Here is a 15,905-nt window from a genome sequence, read left to right on the forward strand (position 1 = left end):
CCCAGCCAAATCCCACACACATCGATACTCGGGGGCCTGGACCGTCAGCGTCATTTTCCGAAGCAACCGCAGGGGCATCGTCATGAGGTTTTAGTCCGAGAGTTAGTAACCGTAGATGGGGTCGAAATAGGAAAGTGGGGGGTGGGTTTTTTCCCACTCTTCAGCGAAAGCTATTCCTTGCCGGATTTCCTGTTCATTCATCTTTTCAGCAATTCTTGGAAGGTTTCTCTTGCCATCCGTTGGCCCTATACCTCCTCCTTCAAGTTTAGAAAGCATATAAGTCAAGCCATAAGCCTTCACTAGATCAAGAGGAAGCCCGTATCTTTCGGGCAAGTGCGCTATATTTAGAGCGTAACTTACCATAGCTTCAATATGTCCTGCCTCAGCAGTTTTCTTAAGCCAATATCCGACATCGGCCTCACTGCCGCCATGCTCATATAGGAAATTGGCATATAAATACATTCCCGGCGGAAAACCGCTCTCCGCCGATGCCTTAAACCATTTTTCAATGGCTTTTTCACGGTTGCCCGGAATAAGAAACCAACCTCCGCCACCTTTATAAGCACTGGCTAATAGTTGCTGGCCGAATCCATCTCCTGCCTCGGCAGCTTTTTCTAACCATGCCAGACCTTGGTTGGCCGTAAAAAGTACAATCATTGCTTCCGTATCACCCTTTCCGGCGCGCTCACGAGCAATTTTTATTGCCTGTTTTCGCCATTGTTTTCCGGACTTTCCAGTGCAAGTTCCCATATAACGGCATAAGTCGTCCTTGCTGCTAAGGCGAAGCATGGCGTAAAGATCGCCCTGTTCGGCAGCGGCTTCATACCATTTTTTTGCTTCGACGGTGGTGTAGCGTTTACTCAAGCGAATAGCCTCGCCTAGATAATATTGAGCCTGTCTATCGCCCGCTTCTGCCGCCGTCTTTAGGAGTGGTTGAGAATCGTACCAGTCACTTTGTTTATATAGTGCGATCCCGCGGTCTTTAGCCGCTTGTTGCTCCGGTGTAAGTTGGGCAGCGGCTGCGCTGGAAAATAATAGAGTAAAGACCGCGCTAATAATGACTTGATTAATCAATGTTTGGCCCTTTATAGACTGTCTTGATTTCTTCAACAGGTGCGGAAGCTGGTCCCGCACATGCTTACAATAGGTCAGGCCTGCCGGCATCGAGCGAGCGCCATTCCTGCTCATACAAACTTAGTACCCGTAGATGGGGTGGAAATAGGAAAGCGGGGGATGGTTTTTTTCCCATTTCTTAGCGAAAGCTATGCCCTCCTGAATTTCCTGCCCTTTCATCTTTTCAGCGATTTTTTGAAGATTTCTTTGACCATCCTCAGATGCAGTTCCACCGCCCTCAAGTTTGGAGAGCAAGTAAGTCAACCCATAAGCCTTTACCAAGTCGAGTGAATACCCAAGATCATCAGGCAGATGAGCAAGTCGAAGTGCGTAATTACTAACCCCAGTAATATATCCGCCTTCTGCTGACTTCTTAAGCCAATGTGCCATCTCTCTTTTAGTGCCATTATTGTCATACAAAAAACTTGCATAGGAATACATCGCTTCTGGGTTCCCCCCTTCTGCCGAAGCCTTGAACCATCGTTCAACCGCCTTTTCTCGGTTTCCCGGAATTAAGAACCATCCATATCCATCCTTGTAAGCGTTCGCTAATAAGTTCTGAGCATAACTATCTCCCGCATCAGCGGCTTTTTCTAACCACCCCAATCCTCGTCCGGCGGTATAAAGGACTGTCATTGCCTCTGTGTCGCCTTTTTCCGCGCGCTCATAGGCAATTTTAAGTGCCTGTTGTCGCCAGTCTGTTCCAGACTTTTCACTGCATGTACCCATATACTTGCATAAGTCATCCTTACTGCTAAGACGGAGCATGGAGTAAAGATCGCCCTGTTCGGCAGCGGCTTCATACCATTTTCTTGCTTCGGCAGTGGTGCGCCAATTACTGAGTCGAATAGCCTCGCCCAAATAATATTGAGCCTGTCTATCGCCCGCTTCTGCTGCCGTCTTTAGGAGTGGTTGAGAATCGTACCAGTCACTTTGTTTATATAGTGCGATCCCGCGGTCTTTAGCCGTTTGTTGCTCCGGTGTAAATTGGGCAGCGGCTGCGTTGGAAAATAATAGAGTAAAGACGGTGCTAATAATGACTTGATTAATCAATGTTTGGCCCTTTATAGACTGTCTTGATTTCTTAAACAGGTAGGGCCTGCCGGTGTCGGCGAGCACGATTCCTGCTCATACAAACTCAGTAACCGAAAATGGGGTGAAAATAGGAAAGCGGGGGATGGTTTTTTTCCCACTCCTTAGCAAAAGCTATGCCCTCCCGGATTTCCTGCTCATTCATCTTTTCAGCGATTCTTGGAAGATTTCTTTGACCATTCTCAGGTGCAGTGCCACCGCCCTCAAGCTTGGAGAGCAAGTAAGTCAACCCATAAGCTTTTACCAAGTCGAGTGGATACCCAAGTTCATCAGGCAGATGAGCAAGTCGAACTGCGTAGTTGCTAACCCCAGTAATATATCCGCCCTCCGCTGACCTCTTAAGCCAATGCGCCACCTCTTTCTTATCGCCATTCTTTTCATACAACAGATTTGCATAGGAGAACATTGCTTCTGGATCCCCACCTTCTGCCGAAGCTTTGAACCATCGTTCAACAGCCTTTTCTCGGTTTCCAGGAATTAAGAACCACCCATATCCATCCTTGTAAGCGTTCGCTAATAAGTTCTGAGCATAGCTATCTCCTGCATCAGCGGCTTTTTCTAACCATCCCAATCCTCGTCCGGCGGTATAAAGGACTGTCATTGCCTCTGTGTCGCCTTTTTCCGCGCGCTCATAGGCAATTTTAAGTGCCTGTTGTCGCCAGTCTGTTCCAGACTTTTCACTGCATGTACCCATATACTTGCATAAGTCATCCTTACTGCTAAGACGGAGCATGGAGTAAAGATCGCCCTGTTCGGCAGCGGCTTCATACCATTTTCTTGCTTCAGCAGTGGTGTGCCAATTACTGAGTCGAATAGCCTCGCCCAAATAATATTGAGCCTGTCTATCGCCCGCTTCTGCTGCCGTCTTTAGGAGTGGTTGAGAATCGTACCAGTCACTTTGTTTATATAATGCGATCCCGCGGTCTTTAGCGGCTTGCTGCTCCTGTGTAAGTTGGGCAATGGCAGTGCTCGAAAACAATAGAGTAAAGACGGTGCTGATAATGATGTAATTAATCAATGTTTGGCCCTTTATAGACTGTCTTGATTTCTTCAACAGGTAGGACCTGCCGGTATCAACCGAGCGCCACTCCTGTTCATAAAAACTCAGTAACCGAAGATGGGGTCGAAATAGGAAAGAGGGGGATGTGTTTTTTCCCACTCCTTAGCGAAAGCTATGCCCTCCTGGATTTCCAGTTCATTCATCTTTTCAGCGATTTTTGGAAGGTTTCTTTGACCATCCTCGGCTGCAGTGCCACCACCCTCAAGTTTGGAGAGCAAGTAAGTCAACCCATAAGCTGTTACCAAGTCGAGTGAGTACCCAACGTCATCAGGCAGATGAGCAAGTCGAAGTGCGTAGTTGCTAACCCCGGTAATATATCCACCTTCTGCTGACTTCTTAAGCCAATATGCCATCTCTTTTTTAGTGCCATTATTTTCATACAAAAAATCTACATAGGAAAACATTGCGTCTGGATTCCCTCCTTCTGCCGAGGCCTTGAACCATCGTTCAACCGCCTTTTTTCGGTTTCCCGGAATTAAGAACCACCCACCTCCATCCCTATAAACTTTCGCTAGTAAGTTCTGAGCATAGCTATCTCCCGCATCAGCGGCTTTTTCTAACCATCCCAATCCTTGCCTGGCGATATAAAGTACTGTCATTGCCTCTGTGTCGCCTTTTTCCGCGCGTTCACGACCAACTTTTAGTGCTAGTTTTCGCCACTCAGTTCCAGACTTCTCATTGCATGTACCCATATATTTGCATAAGTCATATTTATTACTAAGACGGAGCATGGAGTAAAGATCGCCCTGTTCGGCAGCGGCCTCATACCATTTTTTTGCTTCAGCAGTGGTGTGCCAATTACTGAGTCGAATAGCCTCGCCTAGATAATATTGAGCCTGTCTATCGCCCGCTTCCGCTGCCGTCTTTAGGAGTGGCTGAGAATCGTACCAGTCACTTTGTTTATATAATGCGATCCCGCGGTCTTTAGCCGCTTGTTGCTCCGGTGTAAGTTGGGCAATGGCCGCGCCCGAAAACAACAGAGTAAATACGGCGCTGATAATTATTTGCTCAATCAATCTTCGACCCTCTATATACTTATATTCACACCAAAACTTAAATTGTAGTTTTTTGTGCTTAAGGCCGAATACATAGAGCCGCACTTATCGCGCTGCTGCCGATGAAGCGGCCAGGGTATCAGCATGAATTCTTAATTAAAAACTCAGTAACCGTAAGCTGGAGCAAAATATGAGAGAGGAGGGTGAGTCTTTTCCCATTCTTTAGCGAAAGCTATACCCTGCTGTATTTGCCGCTCATTCATCTTTTCAGCAATTCTTGGAAGGTTTCTCTTTCCATCTTCTGGTCCAACGCCTCCTCCTTCAAGTTTAGAAAGCATGTAAGTCAAGCCATAAGCCTTCACTAGATCAAGAGGAAGCCCGTATCTTTCAGGCAAGTGCGCTATATTTAGAGCGTAACTTACCATAGCTTCAATATGTCCTGCCTCAGCAGTTTTCTTAAGCCAATATCCGACATCGGCCTCACTGCCCCCATGTTTATATAGGAAGTTTGTATATAAATACATTCCCGGCGAAAAACCGTTCTCCGCTGACGCCTTAAACCATTTCCCAATAGCTTTCTCACGGCTGCCAGGGATAAGAAACCAACCTTTGCCACTTTCATAAACGCTGGCTAATAGGTACTGGCCGAATCCATCTCCCGCCTCGGCGGCTTTTTCTAACCATGCCAGACCTTGGTTCGCTATATAAAGTACAATCATTGCTTCCGTGTCACCTTTTCCGGCGCGCTCACGGGCAATTTTTAGAGCATGTTCTCGCCATTTTTCACCGGATTTTCCGGTGCAAGTTTCCATAACACGGCATAAGTCGTCCTTGCTGCTAAGACGAAGCATGGCGTAAAGATCGCCCTGCTCAGCGGCAGCTTCATACCATTTTCTTGCTTCAGTAGTGGTGTACCAACTACTAAGCCGAATAGCCTCGCCTAGATAATATTGAGCCGTCCGATCTCCAGCTTCTGCGGCAATGCGCAGTAAAGGTTGAGAATCGTACCAATCGCTTTGATTATAAAGCACGAGACCTTTGTCCTTGGCTGCCTGTTGTTCGTGCGTCAACTGGGCAAGTGCAAAGGATGAAAAAAATAACGTTAACACAATGCTGATTACGACTTGACTAATCATCACCCAACCCCTTATAAACTTGCATTTTCGCCAAACATTCTTATTATTCCTTACACTCTGTGACACCCAAATATATAAAACGCAGAACTCAACCAATAAAAACTCAAGAAACCCTCTTCACATTTACCACAACGTACTCAATACCCATAAACCGGTTCAAAATAAGACAACGGAGGATGGCTACTTTCCCACTCCGCCGCAAACTCTACACCCTGACTTATTTGATCCGGTGTCATATGCCTGGTAAGTTCTGAAAGAGTCTCTCTACCTTCTTTTGGCGCGGCGCCACCGCCTGAAAGCTTGGAAATGAGATATGCCAGACCATAAGCCTTCACTAGATCCAACGGATACCCATAGCTATCTGGCATATGCGCAACATTTAGAGCATAGCTTCCCATTGCATCAATATGTCCAGCTTCAGCGGTTTTCTTAAGCCAATATCCGACATCGGCCTTGCTTCCGCCATGGTCATATAGAAAGTTTGCATATAAATACATTCCCGGCGGAAAACCGCTCTCCGCCGATGCCTTAAACCATTTTTCAATGGCTTTTTCACGGTTGCCCGGAATAAGAAACCAACCTCCGCCACCTTTATAAGCACTGGCTAGTAGTTGCTGGCCGAATCCATCTCCCGCCTCGGCAGCTTTTTCTAACCATCCCAGGCCTTGATTAGCCGTAAAAAGTACAATCATTGCTTGCGTGTCACCCTTTCCCGCGCGCTCACGAGCAATTTTTATTGCCTGTTTTCGCCATTGTTCGCCGGACTTTCCAGTGCAAGTTCCCATATAACGGCATAAGTCATCCTTACTACTAAGACGGAGCATGGAGTAAAGATCACCCTGTTCGGCAGCGGTTTCATACCATTTTTTTGCTTCCATAGTGATGTAGCGCTTACTCAAGCGAATAGCCTCGCCTAGATAATATTGAGCCTGTCTATCGCCCGCTTCTGCCGCCGTCTTTAGGAGTGGTTGAGAATCGTACCAGTCACTTTGTTTATATAGTGCGATCCCGCGGTCTTTAGCCGCTTGTTGCTCCGGTGTAAGTTGGGCAGCGGCTGCGCTGGAAAATAATAGAGTAAAGACCGCGCTAATAATGACTTGATTAAGCAATGTTTGGCCCTTTATAGACTGTCTTGATTTCTTCAACAGGTAGGGCCTGCCGGTATCGGGCGAGCGCCATTCCTGTTCATACAATCTCAGTACCCATAGACGGGGTCAAAATAGGAAAGCGGGGGATGTGTTTTTTCCCATTCCTTAGCGAAAGCTATGCCCTCCTGAATTTCCTGCTCATTCATCTTTTCAGCAACTCTTGGAAGGTTTCTCTTGCCATCTTCCGGCCCAACACCTCCTCCTTCAAGTTTAGAAAGCATATAAGTGAAGCCATATGCCTTCACTAGATCAAGGGGAAGTCCGTATCTTTCGGGTAAGTGCGCTATATTGAGCGCATAACTTACCATAGCTTCAATATGTCCTGCCTCAGCAGTTTTCTTAAGCCAGTATCCGACATCGGTCTCACTGCCCCCATGTTCATATAGGAAGTTTGTATATAAATACATTCCCGGCGGAAAACCGTTCTCCGCTGATGCCTTAAACCATTTCCCAATAGCTTTCTCACGGCTGCCAGGGATAAGAAACCAACCTTTGCCACTTTCATAAACGCTGGCTAATAGGTACTGGCCGAATCCATCTCCCGCCTCGGCGGCTTTTTCTAACCATGCCAGACCTTGGTTAGCTAGATAAAGTACAATCATTGCTTCCGTGTCGCCCCTTCCGGCACGCTCACGAGCAATTTTTATTGCCTGTTTTCGCCATTGTTCGCCGATCGTTCCATTGCAAGTCCCCATATAACGACATAAGTCGTCTTTGCTGCTAAGGCGAAGCATGGCGTAAAGATCACCTTGCTCAGCGGCAGCTTCATACCATCTTTTTGCTTCGGCAGTGGTGTACCGTTTGCTAAGTCGTATAGCCTCCCCTAGATAATATTGAGCCATCCGATCTCCAGCTTCTGCGGCAATCTGCAGTAATGGTTGAGAGTCGTACCAATCGCTTTGATTATAAAGTGTGAGACCTTTGTCCTTGGCTGCTTGTTGTTCGTGTGTCAACTGGGCAACTGCTGAGCACGAAAAAAATATATTTAATACAATGCTGATTATGATTTGCTTAATCAATTTCTGGTCCTTTATAGGTGACTTTTATTTCCTCTACGGGCGCAAAGGCAGGCCCGATGAAGGTCTTCGCATAAGTGCAATGGGAATTCAGACGTCTTCCCAGTTTTTTTACTCGCTCTTTATATCTAGCACGCACATCGTCGCTGGAGGTAAAAGCAGATAATCGCTCACTCATAAATAAGTCGAGGTGCATTTTGTTCTTGCAATACGTCAACCCTGCCTGTGATGCGCGCACACCATCTCTATTCATACAAATAACTGCCTCTTCAAACTGCTGACAAGCGTCTGGCTTACGTGATATCCATCCAAGGCATCTTTCGATCGCTTGTTGTTGCAACAGGTGGGCTTGGGTCTCATTAAAACTACGGACACCTTGCTCCTCTGTTACTGAAAAGGATTTGGGCGCGCTACTCAACGCCAACAGCAGCGGCCCAAAAGCCTGAGGCTGCAGGTTCCGCACCCAATCTTCCATCACTCTCTGGTTGCTATCTCGAAGCAACGTACGAGCAATCAGCCCCCCACGCCCCCCTTCCGTAAACCGTCCATAAATCTCCTTAACCACCGCATACCCACGCACATACACAAATGCAACATCGACCCCTACAGCCCCCAGGAAACTCAAGTTTCTGACATAAGCCAACGCTTCACCGTCGACCCAATCAAGATCCTGATAACGGTTTGCGGCCATTTCCTTGCGTACCAGTTCGAGCAGGGCGATGACGCTTTCATATCCCACTTCAAAGGTCATATAGCCTTTGAAGCCAACCCCCCAGACCAACGAACCTTTTAGGGACAGCAGGAAACGCCCGCCGTCAATACGCAGTTTCAGGTTGCCAGAGAAACTGGCGCCCACGGCCGCTGCGACTTCCATGTCGAGTTTGGCCAATGGACGCCACTGGCTGTCGAACGCGCGATTGGGAATCGGGGCGGGGGGGACGACGCCGGGGGTGGGCACCAGAATAGTTGGCCGCTGAGTTTGCAGCCGGCCTGGGCGCCGACGAATAGGTCGAACTTGGCCAGGTCGCCCGATCGTTCCGCGATGTCGATGCCCGAGAGGCTGGTGTAGCCCGTGGCCTGGTCGAGGGTCAGGTCTCGGGCGAGCATCAGGCTGGCGCCGGCGAAGCCCCAGGCTTTTGCGCTGAGGTCGAGCGACAGTTTGCCGAAGTCGACCGTGCGCACGCTGCCGTCGTAGGCGGTGTAGTCGGCGGTCAACGATTGGGCTTTGCTTCGTGCCGGCAGTTCGAGGTTCAACAGGGTGACTTCACCCCGCCATCCCGCTACGTCCAGATTGACCTTGGCGCTGGCCATTTGCGGGCCGTTCTTCCATTTGGGGCCTTCCAGCTTGACCCCGGCCTGCAAGCTGCTGCCTTCGGGTAGCAAGCAGCGCACAAGTTGGGCCTGGGGGCTGTTGTCGAAGAGCATCAGATTGCGTAGTTGTTTGTCCTCGAAAATCATGGCCTTGAGGGTATTGCCCCAGCGCTCGCGTTTGTCCGCTGCCTCCAGGCTTTCAACCTTGAAGTTGGCGGTTTTCAGCGCGGCAAAAAAACGGTCTGGGAGGAACAACCCGGCACTGTCAAACCAGGGGCCCTTTTCATCCAGTGGATGGGCGCCCCCAGCCTTCAGCCAATCGCTGAAGACGCGGTCGTCGTCCGCTTCTCTGGCTAACGATTTGGGCAGCGATTTCAGATCCTCGAGGGCTTTGCCCAGCGCGCCACCGGTTTCCCGGGCGAGGTATTTGAGGCTGATATGGTTTAGCAAATCGTCGGATGAGGCGCTGCTCATCTCCCGCAAGGGAATATTCGCCTTGGCCAACCGCTCGATGGGGTTGGGTTTGTAGCTTTCCGGTTCCCAGACAAAAAGCCGTGGCGGCAACGCCCACCGTACCGTGCCCTCGGCGGTGTTTTTGATCTGATCCTCCTCTTTGTTCAGCTCATGCCACTGCTCTTGAAGATCAGCGAACAGCACGCCGGGCGGTGCTGCCTTACCCGCAGTCGCCGAGACCCACTCTTCGTAACGCGCTTCAATACTTCGTTCCAGGAGGCCGCGTTTGCTCTGCAGTTTCATGTAGGCCTGGAACGCCTCAGTGCCTTCATATTGGTCATCGGGGCTGAGTGCAAATTCGGGCACGGCAATACCGCATTCGGCGAGTTCCACGATGGCATTGATGTACGTTGCCATCACCGCTTCAAGCGTCAGGATGTTGATTTGCAGGCCTTTGAGCGCTTTCTCGTCGACGATCCCGGTTTCCAGGAATGTTTTCTGAAAGGCCTTGTATTGCTTCAGGTGTTCCCAGGCGGACTCGACCGTCTTCGTGCCCGGATCGAACATCCTGAAACCATGAGCCTTGGCTTTTTTTCGTTCGGCCAGGTATCGATCCATCGCGTCCCTGGCCTGTAAGGCGCGCGGGGTATAGAACACGCCGTTCTCCCGCTTGTAGCCCAAGGCTTCGGCACGTGCGCTGGAAATTTTTTCCAGATCGACCATGCGTTTTTGATTTTTTTCGATGCGTTTCTGAGCGGCAAACATGTCGCGCTCGGCGTGCATCGCGGCGGTGCTGTCGCCACTCGCTCTAGCCGCGTCCCAATCCCGACGGCATTGAGCTTTCTTGGCGGTGTCATCGGAGATGGCCTCTCTGGACTGGGTATAGCGGCCGAGTTCTCCGGTTTCGCCATCGGTACTTTCCAGGAACGCTTCCGGTCCTGGGGTGAGGAAATAATCCAGCAAACCTGCGTCGGCAATGTTGCTCATGCGGGTAGCTTTGTCGGTGTCGACCGTCTTCTTTTTGAGTGCGCTGACACTTTCCTGCAGTTGCTCGGCCATGCGTTTGGGCAGCAACCAGAACCGTCGCTGTCCGGTGACATAGATGATGTCGTAGAAGCTCGTGCTGCAGTCGGGCGTTCTATCGGCGCAGAATGTTTCGGGATCGACGGGAGCGCCTGACGTTTCCGGTGGGAGAACGACTGGCGCCTGCTGTGTGTTTGCTTGGGTTTCGGATGTGTCTGTCATTTCAAACCTCCAACCGCTGTACTTTTTCGAAGGGCGGCAGGTTGCTGCTCAGCACACTCATGATTTCGGGACGTTCTCGCCACGCGCACTGGCTCAGAAGGGGCAGCAGACGTTCGAGGTGGCGCCCTTCATCAATGCCCTTTTCTATGAGCAGGCCGAAGTTATCGAACACTGTCGGCAGCTGTTCATCTCGTAGCGTCTGGGCTGACTCAGCCTCGCGCGCGCGTACCCAGTACCACCATCGTGTGCCTTCGGCGGCAGTCAACGTGCTGTCGTCCAGCAGCAACGGCTGGTCATGCGCCGCTGAATATTCATCGGTTTGCGCTGGCTGCGCCCAGATCCGCCAGGCTCGGTCACTGGGGTGCGCGGGGGGTGTGAAAACGCTGTCCCAAGGGCCATAAAGCCTGTGCGCAGAGGTGGTCAACGCCAATGCAGCCCAAAAGGCCGGGTCGTAGTACCTGGCCAACGCCTCACCCTGCTGACGACAGTTCATTCGTAACAGGCGTTGAGCGTGCGAGAAGGCAGCTTCTGGCGTGGCGCTGCAACTGAGAAGGAGACCGGAGCGGTTGTTCAGGCATAGCTCGACGGCTTTGGCTGCCACCGGGCTTCCTGGTTTCAAAGGCAGCCAGAGCGGGCTGACATCGCTCATTTCAACGAAGGGGGTATTTCGAAAGAGTCGATCGATGCCGCTGATACCGTCCTGTTGGTAGAGCTGCTCCAGGGCGCGGGGTTGGCGCACCGTGTCGATGATGCAATACAGCGAGCGACTGCCGATGGTTGACCACGGTTCCGCAGCGCTCGGCTGGTTGAGAAATGTATTCAGCCACGTAGACATGGGCAGACCTCCCGTGTGCAAACACCATTGGCTTGCTTGCCACAAATGGGGACAAGGGCAATCCCTTGGGTGCTTTTTCGTACAAATGGATTGAGCATGGCGGGCACCAATAGCTGGCCGGCCTTATCCGCATCCGCGGCCTTCAACAGTCCCGGCAACAACGGCGCCGCCGCCGTGCCGCTGCCAGGGTTGCCCCCGGAATTCAGATTCGTCGCCGGGCCGCTGATCCACACGCCGCTGGGATCGATTTTGATAAAGCTCCCGCCGGCCTTGAGCGTCAGTTCTATACCCGCTTCCAGCACCGCCTTCAGCCCGCTGCTCAGGTGTATCTCCCGGCCCGCTTCGACGAACTGCCCCGCGCCGATCTTGACGTGCTGATCCATCGCCACCGTGAGGTGGTCGTCTGCCCGCGCCTGGACTTTGCGGTCGGCATGGACGGTGTGGTGTTCCTCGGCCTTGAATTCGCTGTAGGCGTTCTTCTCGACGGTGTCGTGGCGTTCGTTGCCGACGCGGATTTTCTGGTCGTGTTCGATGTTTTCGTCCCAATCGCGCTGGGCGTGCAGGAAGATTTGTTCCGCGCCTTTTTTGTCTTCGATGCGCAGTTCGTTGAAGCCGCTGCCGCCGGGTGAACTCATGGTTTTGAACACGGTGCGGGTTTTGTTCGCCGGCAGTGGGTAGGGGGCGGGGTTTGTTTTGTGGTACAGGCAGCCGCTGATCAGCGGTTGGTCGGGGTCGCCTTCAAGGAAGGTCACCAGCACTTCCATGCCGACGCGGGGGATGGCGATGCCGCCGTAGCGGGCGCCGGCCCAACTGCTGGAAACACGCAGCCAGCAACTGCTTTTGTCGTCGCCCCGTCCTTCGCGGTCCCAGTGGAATTGCACTTTGACGCGGCCGTGTTCGTCGCAGTGGATTTCTTCGCCTTCGGGGCCGGTGACCACGGCACTTTGGCTGCCGAGGATGCGTGGTTTGGGATGGTTCAGCGGTGGGCGATAGAACACGTCCCACGGCGTGGCGAGAAAACGGTTGCGGTAGCCCTGGTGGAAATCGTCCTTATTGTCGGTGGTGTCGCTGGTGATGGATTCTTCGAGGACTTGGGGCTGTTTGCCTTCGTGGAGGACTTCGGTGAGCAGCCACAGGTCGTTCCAGCGGGCTTTGGGGTGGTGGGTCAGGGGCAGGAAGTGGCCGCTGAGCAGCAGCGGTTGATCGCTTTTGCCTTCGGCGAGCTGGTAGTCGCTGCGGTGGCGTTCGAGGGCGCGTTTGGCCAGGTGCCTGCCGCGTTGGCTGTCGTGGAAACGGCCGGGGTAGTCGTAGTCTTCGAGGTCGGGCAGGGCGTCGCTACGCTCGTCGCCTTCGAGGGTGACGCGGGGGATTTCAAAGTTGTAGTCGCGGCGGGTGGTCCGGCTGGTGCGGGTTTCCAGGCGCAGGTCGAAGCGCTTGACCACCGGCTCGCTGGCCACCAGGCCGGCGTCTTGCTGGTAGGCCACGGGGGCGAGTCTGGGGAACACCGTCTGGTCGTCGCCGAACACCACGGTGTGGGCGGTGGCGCTGTGCTGGAAGTGGTAGTGAATACCTTCTTCTTCGCACAGGCGCTGGATGAAATGCAGGTCGGATTCGTCGTATTGAACGCAGTAATCCCGTGTGGGATACGTCGTGCCCAGGTGAAAGGTGTAGGCCGTGCTCTGGATGCCATGTTCTTCGAGAACCTGGGCAATGATGCTGGGCACATTGAGGTTCTGGAAGATGCGCTGGTTGAAGCGGTGCGCGAGGTACGCCAGTTGCGGGCGCAGGGTCACCGAATAGCGGCTCAGGCGCTTGCCGGCGTCGCCCTGGGCCACGCGATGAAGTTGGCCATGAACGCCGCGGCCGTCCGGTGCCAGCTGCAAAAACGCGGGCTTGTGCAACAGTGCCTCGAGGTCGAACGACGGGTGTTCGCTGACCAGTTCAATGTCGAACGCGAAGGGTTGGCTGATGGCTTCGCGCCCCGTGAGGGAAAGGACTTTAAGCTCGTATTTCAGCCCCTTGAGGATGAGGCGGAAGTGGGTCTGGTTGGCTGGTGCGAACATCCCTTTTTCCTTCTGTCATGCAGCGAAAAAACAACATCGGCCAGTGCGGCTGGCCGATGTCCCGCAGGGGTCAGCCAGGCTTAGGCAACGACCGGCGCGCGCCAGTCATCGGAGCCCGAAGTGCCGGACACTTCGTGGGTCCAGGTGATTTTGCGGTAGGTGAACGCGACGTCCTCCAAGTGGGTGAAGTGCGCGTTCGCCGGGTCCTGGCAGTTGTGCATGTGGTCCTTGATATCGACGATGATTGCGTCCTCGAGCTTGGTGGTGAAGTAGTGCTCCTGGGTGCCGGCCGCCGAGGTGCGGTACCACTGGATGGTGATTTCGCTCAGGCGTTCGCCGGAGGTCAGGGCCGCCAGCAACAGCGGCGAGGATTTGTCGAAGACCTTGGTGATCTTGACGGGCTTGTGCACGCGCTGACCGGTGGGTTGGCCGGACTGCGGATCACGCGGGATGATCACTTCGTGACTGAAGCCCTGGACCATGACTTGGTCTTCGTGGCCTTCCTGATAGGTGTTGCCCACTGAGTCGGCGGTGAAGGCCCCGGCGGTGATCAGGCCTTGTTTGGTGCCGGTGATGGACATGTAAGCGGGGGTTGCCATGGAGGTGCTCCTTGCTTGAAAAATGAAGGTGCCCAAGGGGCGAAATTGCCCGTTGGGGAGAGTCTTCATATCAAACAGCGTGCCAATAAGAATAATTGCCATATAAAACAATTAGTTATCGAAACTCAGGCGGGGAAAACAGCTTTTTTCAGCGAAAAAAGGGGGAAAAGTGCGCAAGAAGTTGCACAGTGCTGTGCAACTTCTTGCGCACTTGGCTGCAGCCCTTGTAAATCAAGGGATACAGAGGATTTAGGGGTGGTTTTTCAGCTTTTTACTGTGCAACTTTTTGCCATCTGGGGGATCGCGCAAATGGGCTCTACATGGGTCCAGTTTGCCCCTGACAGCCGGTTACAATGCGGCTCCCAAAAGGAGCCAAAATGACCACCCTTCTCACCGACTGGCGCCACCGACCCACCCATCTCCGCGTCTGGGCACTGGCCGCGCCGATGATTCTGTCGAACATCTCGGTACCGCTGGTGGCCCTGGTCGACAGCATGGTCATCGGCCACCTGCCCCATGCCCACCAACTGGGTGCGGTGGCGGTCGGGGCCAGCCTGTATACCTTCCTGGCCTGGGCCATGGGCTTTTTGCGCATGGGTTCCACGGGCTTCGCAGCCCAGGCCGCCGGGCGTAACGATGGGGCGGCGTTGCGACAGATTCTGTTGCAGGGTTTGCTGCTGGCCCTGGGGCTGGCGATGTTGCTCGGCACGGTGGGCATACCGCTGAGCAACCTGGCGCTGGCGTGGATGCAACCCTCTCCCGAACTGAATCAACTGACCCGCGAATTCTTCCACACCCGCCTGTTCGGCCTGCCCGCCGCCTTGGCCAGCTACGCTCTGGTCGGCTGGTTCCTCGGCACACAGAACGCCCGCGCACCGCTGGCGATCCTGCTGACCACCAATCTGGTCAACATCGCCCTGAACTTATGGTTCGTCCTCGGACTGGACTGGGGCGTGGTCGGCTCTGCCCGTGCCTCGGTGATCGCAGAATGGACCGGTGCCCTCCTTGGCCTGGCGCTCACGCAAAAAGCCCTGCGCGCCTACCCTGGGCATATCGCTTGGGCTGCGCTGAGGGTGTGGCAAAGCTGGCGCCCATTGCTGGCGGTGAACCGCGACATTTTCATCCGCAGCCTGGCGCTGCAATCGGTGTTTTTCATGATCACGGTGCAGGGCGCACGCCTGGGCGACGCCACCGTGGCGGCCAACGCGCTGCTGCTCAACGGCCTGCTGCTGACCGCCCATGCCCTGGACGGCCTGGCCCATGCGGTCGAAGCCCTGTGCGGCCATGCCATTGGCGCACACGACCGTCAGGCGTTGCGCCGTTCATTGGTGGTCGCCTGCGGTTGGTCGCTGATTGCCAGCGTCGGTTTCGCCCTGCTCTTCACCTTCGCCGGCCACCTGTTTATCGCCATGCAGACCGATATCCCCAGCGTGCGCGAAACCGCCGACCTCTACCTGCCGTACCTGGCGGTTCTGCCGTTGATCGCGGTGTGGAGCTACTTGCTGGACGGACTGTTCATCGGCGCCACGCGCGCGCGGGAGATGCGCAATGGCATGCTGCTGACCGTGCTGATCCTGCTGCCATTCGCCTGGCTGTTGCAGGGCTACGGCAACCACGGCCTGTGGATCAGCTTCCTGCTGTTCATGGCCCTGCGCAGCCTGACGCTATGGGCGATCGCCTGGCGTTTGAATAAGCAGGACCGCTGGCTCAATGACGCAGCGCCCATCGAGCGCACATAAGCACCTGTTAGTTCTCACAGGTTACAAACAGAGGGGACAGGCGTTGAATAGGCTACGAACAGCAGGAGATTAACCACCTCCGCTACCGTGGCCCAAACAA

The 15,905-nt window shown here is 53.5% G+C and carries 14 protein-coding genes; 2 read left to right on the forward strand and 12 right to left on the reverse strand.

Going from position 1 to position 15,905, the window contains the following annotated elements:
- Nucleotides 1–102 precede the first annotated feature (102 nt).
- The 12 genes from BLR63_RS19355 to BLR63_RS19410 form a co-directional block, all read right to left on the reverse strand.
- A complete protein-coding gene (locus BLR63_RS19355) occupies nucleotides 103–1,074 on the reverse strand; it encodes a tetratricopeptide repeat protein (protein ID WP_042947739.1) in 972 nt (323 codons plus the stop codon).
- Between the two features lie 120 nt (nucleotides 1,075–1,194).
- On the reverse strand, nucleotides 1,195–2,232 hold the full coding sequence (locus BLR63_RS19360) for a tetratricopeptide repeat protein (protein ID WP_010567664.1): 1,038 nt from the start codon (nucleotides 2,230–2,232) through the stop codon (nucleotides 1,195–1,197).
- A 19-nt stretch (nucleotides 2,233–2,251) separates the two neighbouring features.
- A complete protein-coding gene (locus BLR63_RS19365) occupies nucleotides 2,252–3,223 on the reverse strand; it encodes a tetratricopeptide repeat protein (protein ID WP_010567665.1) in 972 nt (323 codons plus the stop codon).
- Nucleotides 3,224–3,309: 86 nt separating this feature from the next.
- Nucleotides 3,310–4,281: a tetratricopeptide repeat protein gene (locus tag BLR63_RS19370; RefSeq protein ID WP_042947733.1), complete on the reverse strand. Its 972-nt coding sequence runs from the start codon at nucleotides 4,279–4,281 to the stop codon at nucleotides 3,310–3,312.
- Between the two features lie 143 nt (nucleotides 4,282–4,424).
- The gene (locus BLR63_RS19375) at nucleotides 4,425–5,396 is read right to left on the reverse strand and encodes a tetratricopeptide repeat protein (protein ID WP_010567667.1); all 972 of its coding nucleotides are present in this window, start codon (nucleotides 5,394–5,396) and stop codon (nucleotides 4,425–4,427) included.
- 137 nt (nucleotides 5,397–5,533) lie between these two features.
- Nucleotides 5,534–6,541, reverse strand: coding sequence for a tetratricopeptide repeat protein (locus tag BLR63_RS19380; protein WP_231998087.1), 1,008 nt, complete (start codon nucleotides 6,539–6,541; stop codon nucleotides 5,534–5,536).
- Between the two features lie 50 nt (nucleotides 6,542–6,591).
- Complete coding sequence (locus BLR63_RS19385) at nucleotides 6,592–7,563, reverse strand: tetratricopeptide repeat protein (RefSeq protein WP_010568079.1); 972 nt, start codon at nucleotides 7,561–7,563, stop codon at nucleotides 6,592–6,594.
- Nucleotides 7,556–8,449, reverse strand: coding sequence for a hypothetical protein (locus BLR63_RS19390; protein ID WP_156791907.1), 894 nt, complete (start codon nucleotides 8,447–8,449; stop codon nucleotides 7,556–7,558). Before BLR63_RS19390 ends, BLR63_RS19385 begins: the two co-directional genes overlap by 8 nt.
- Nucleotides 8,389–10,569, reverse strand: coding sequence for a hypothetical protein (locus BLR63_RS19395; protein ID WP_083365964.1), 2,181 nt, complete (start codon nucleotides 10,567–10,569; stop codon nucleotides 8,389–8,391). Before BLR63_RS19395 ends, BLR63_RS19390 begins: the two co-directional genes overlap by 61 nt.
- A 1-nt stretch (nucleotide 10,570) precedes the next feature.
- The gene (locus BLR63_RS19400) at nucleotides 10,571–11,404 is read right to left on the reverse strand and encodes a DUF4123 domain-containing protein (protein WP_010568081.1); all 834 of its coding nucleotides are present in this window, start codon (nucleotides 11,402–11,404) and stop codon (nucleotides 10,571–10,573) included.
- Nucleotides 11,389–13,467: a type VI secretion system Vgr family protein gene (locus BLR63_RS19405; RefSeq protein ID WP_083365965.1), complete on the reverse strand. Its 2,079-nt coding sequence runs from the start codon at nucleotides 13,465–13,467 to the stop codon at nucleotides 11,389–11,391. Before BLR63_RS19405 ends, BLR63_RS19400 begins: the two co-directional genes overlap by 16 nt.
- Nucleotides 13,468–13,547: 80 nt before the next feature.
- Complete coding sequence (locus BLR63_RS19410; RefSeq protein ID WP_010563421.1) at nucleotides 13,548–14,066, reverse strand: Hcp family type VI secretion system effector; 519 nt, start codon at nucleotides 14,064–14,066, stop codon at nucleotides 13,548–13,550.
- A 15-nt stretch (nucleotides 14,067–14,081) separates the two neighbouring features.
- Here BLR63_RS19410 and BLR63_RS31295 point away from each other — a divergent pair, with 15 nt between their 5' ends.
- The gene (locus BLR63_RS31295; protein ID WP_130926030.1) at nucleotides 14,082–14,447 is read left to right on the forward strand and encodes a hypothetical protein; all 366 of its coding nucleotides are present in this window, start codon (nucleotides 14,082–14,084) and stop codon (nucleotides 14,445–14,447) included.
- Nucleotides 14,444–15,805 (forward strand): MATE family efflux transporter, encoded by a 1,362-nt coding sequence (locus tag BLR63_RS19415; protein WP_010563420.1) that lies wholly within the window; start codon nucleotides 14,444–14,446, stop codon nucleotides 15,803–15,805. The genes BLR63_RS31295 and BLR63_RS19415 overlap by 4 nt, the downstream gene beginning before the upstream one ends.
- The last annotated feature ends 100 nt before the right edge of the window (nucleotides 15,806–15,905 follow it).

It is taken from the genome of Pseudomonas extremaustralis (assembly GCF_900102035.1).
Lineage (GTDB): Bacteria > Pseudomonadota > Gammaproteobacteria > Pseudomonadales > Pseudomonadaceae > Aquipseudomonas > Aquipseudomonas extremaustralis.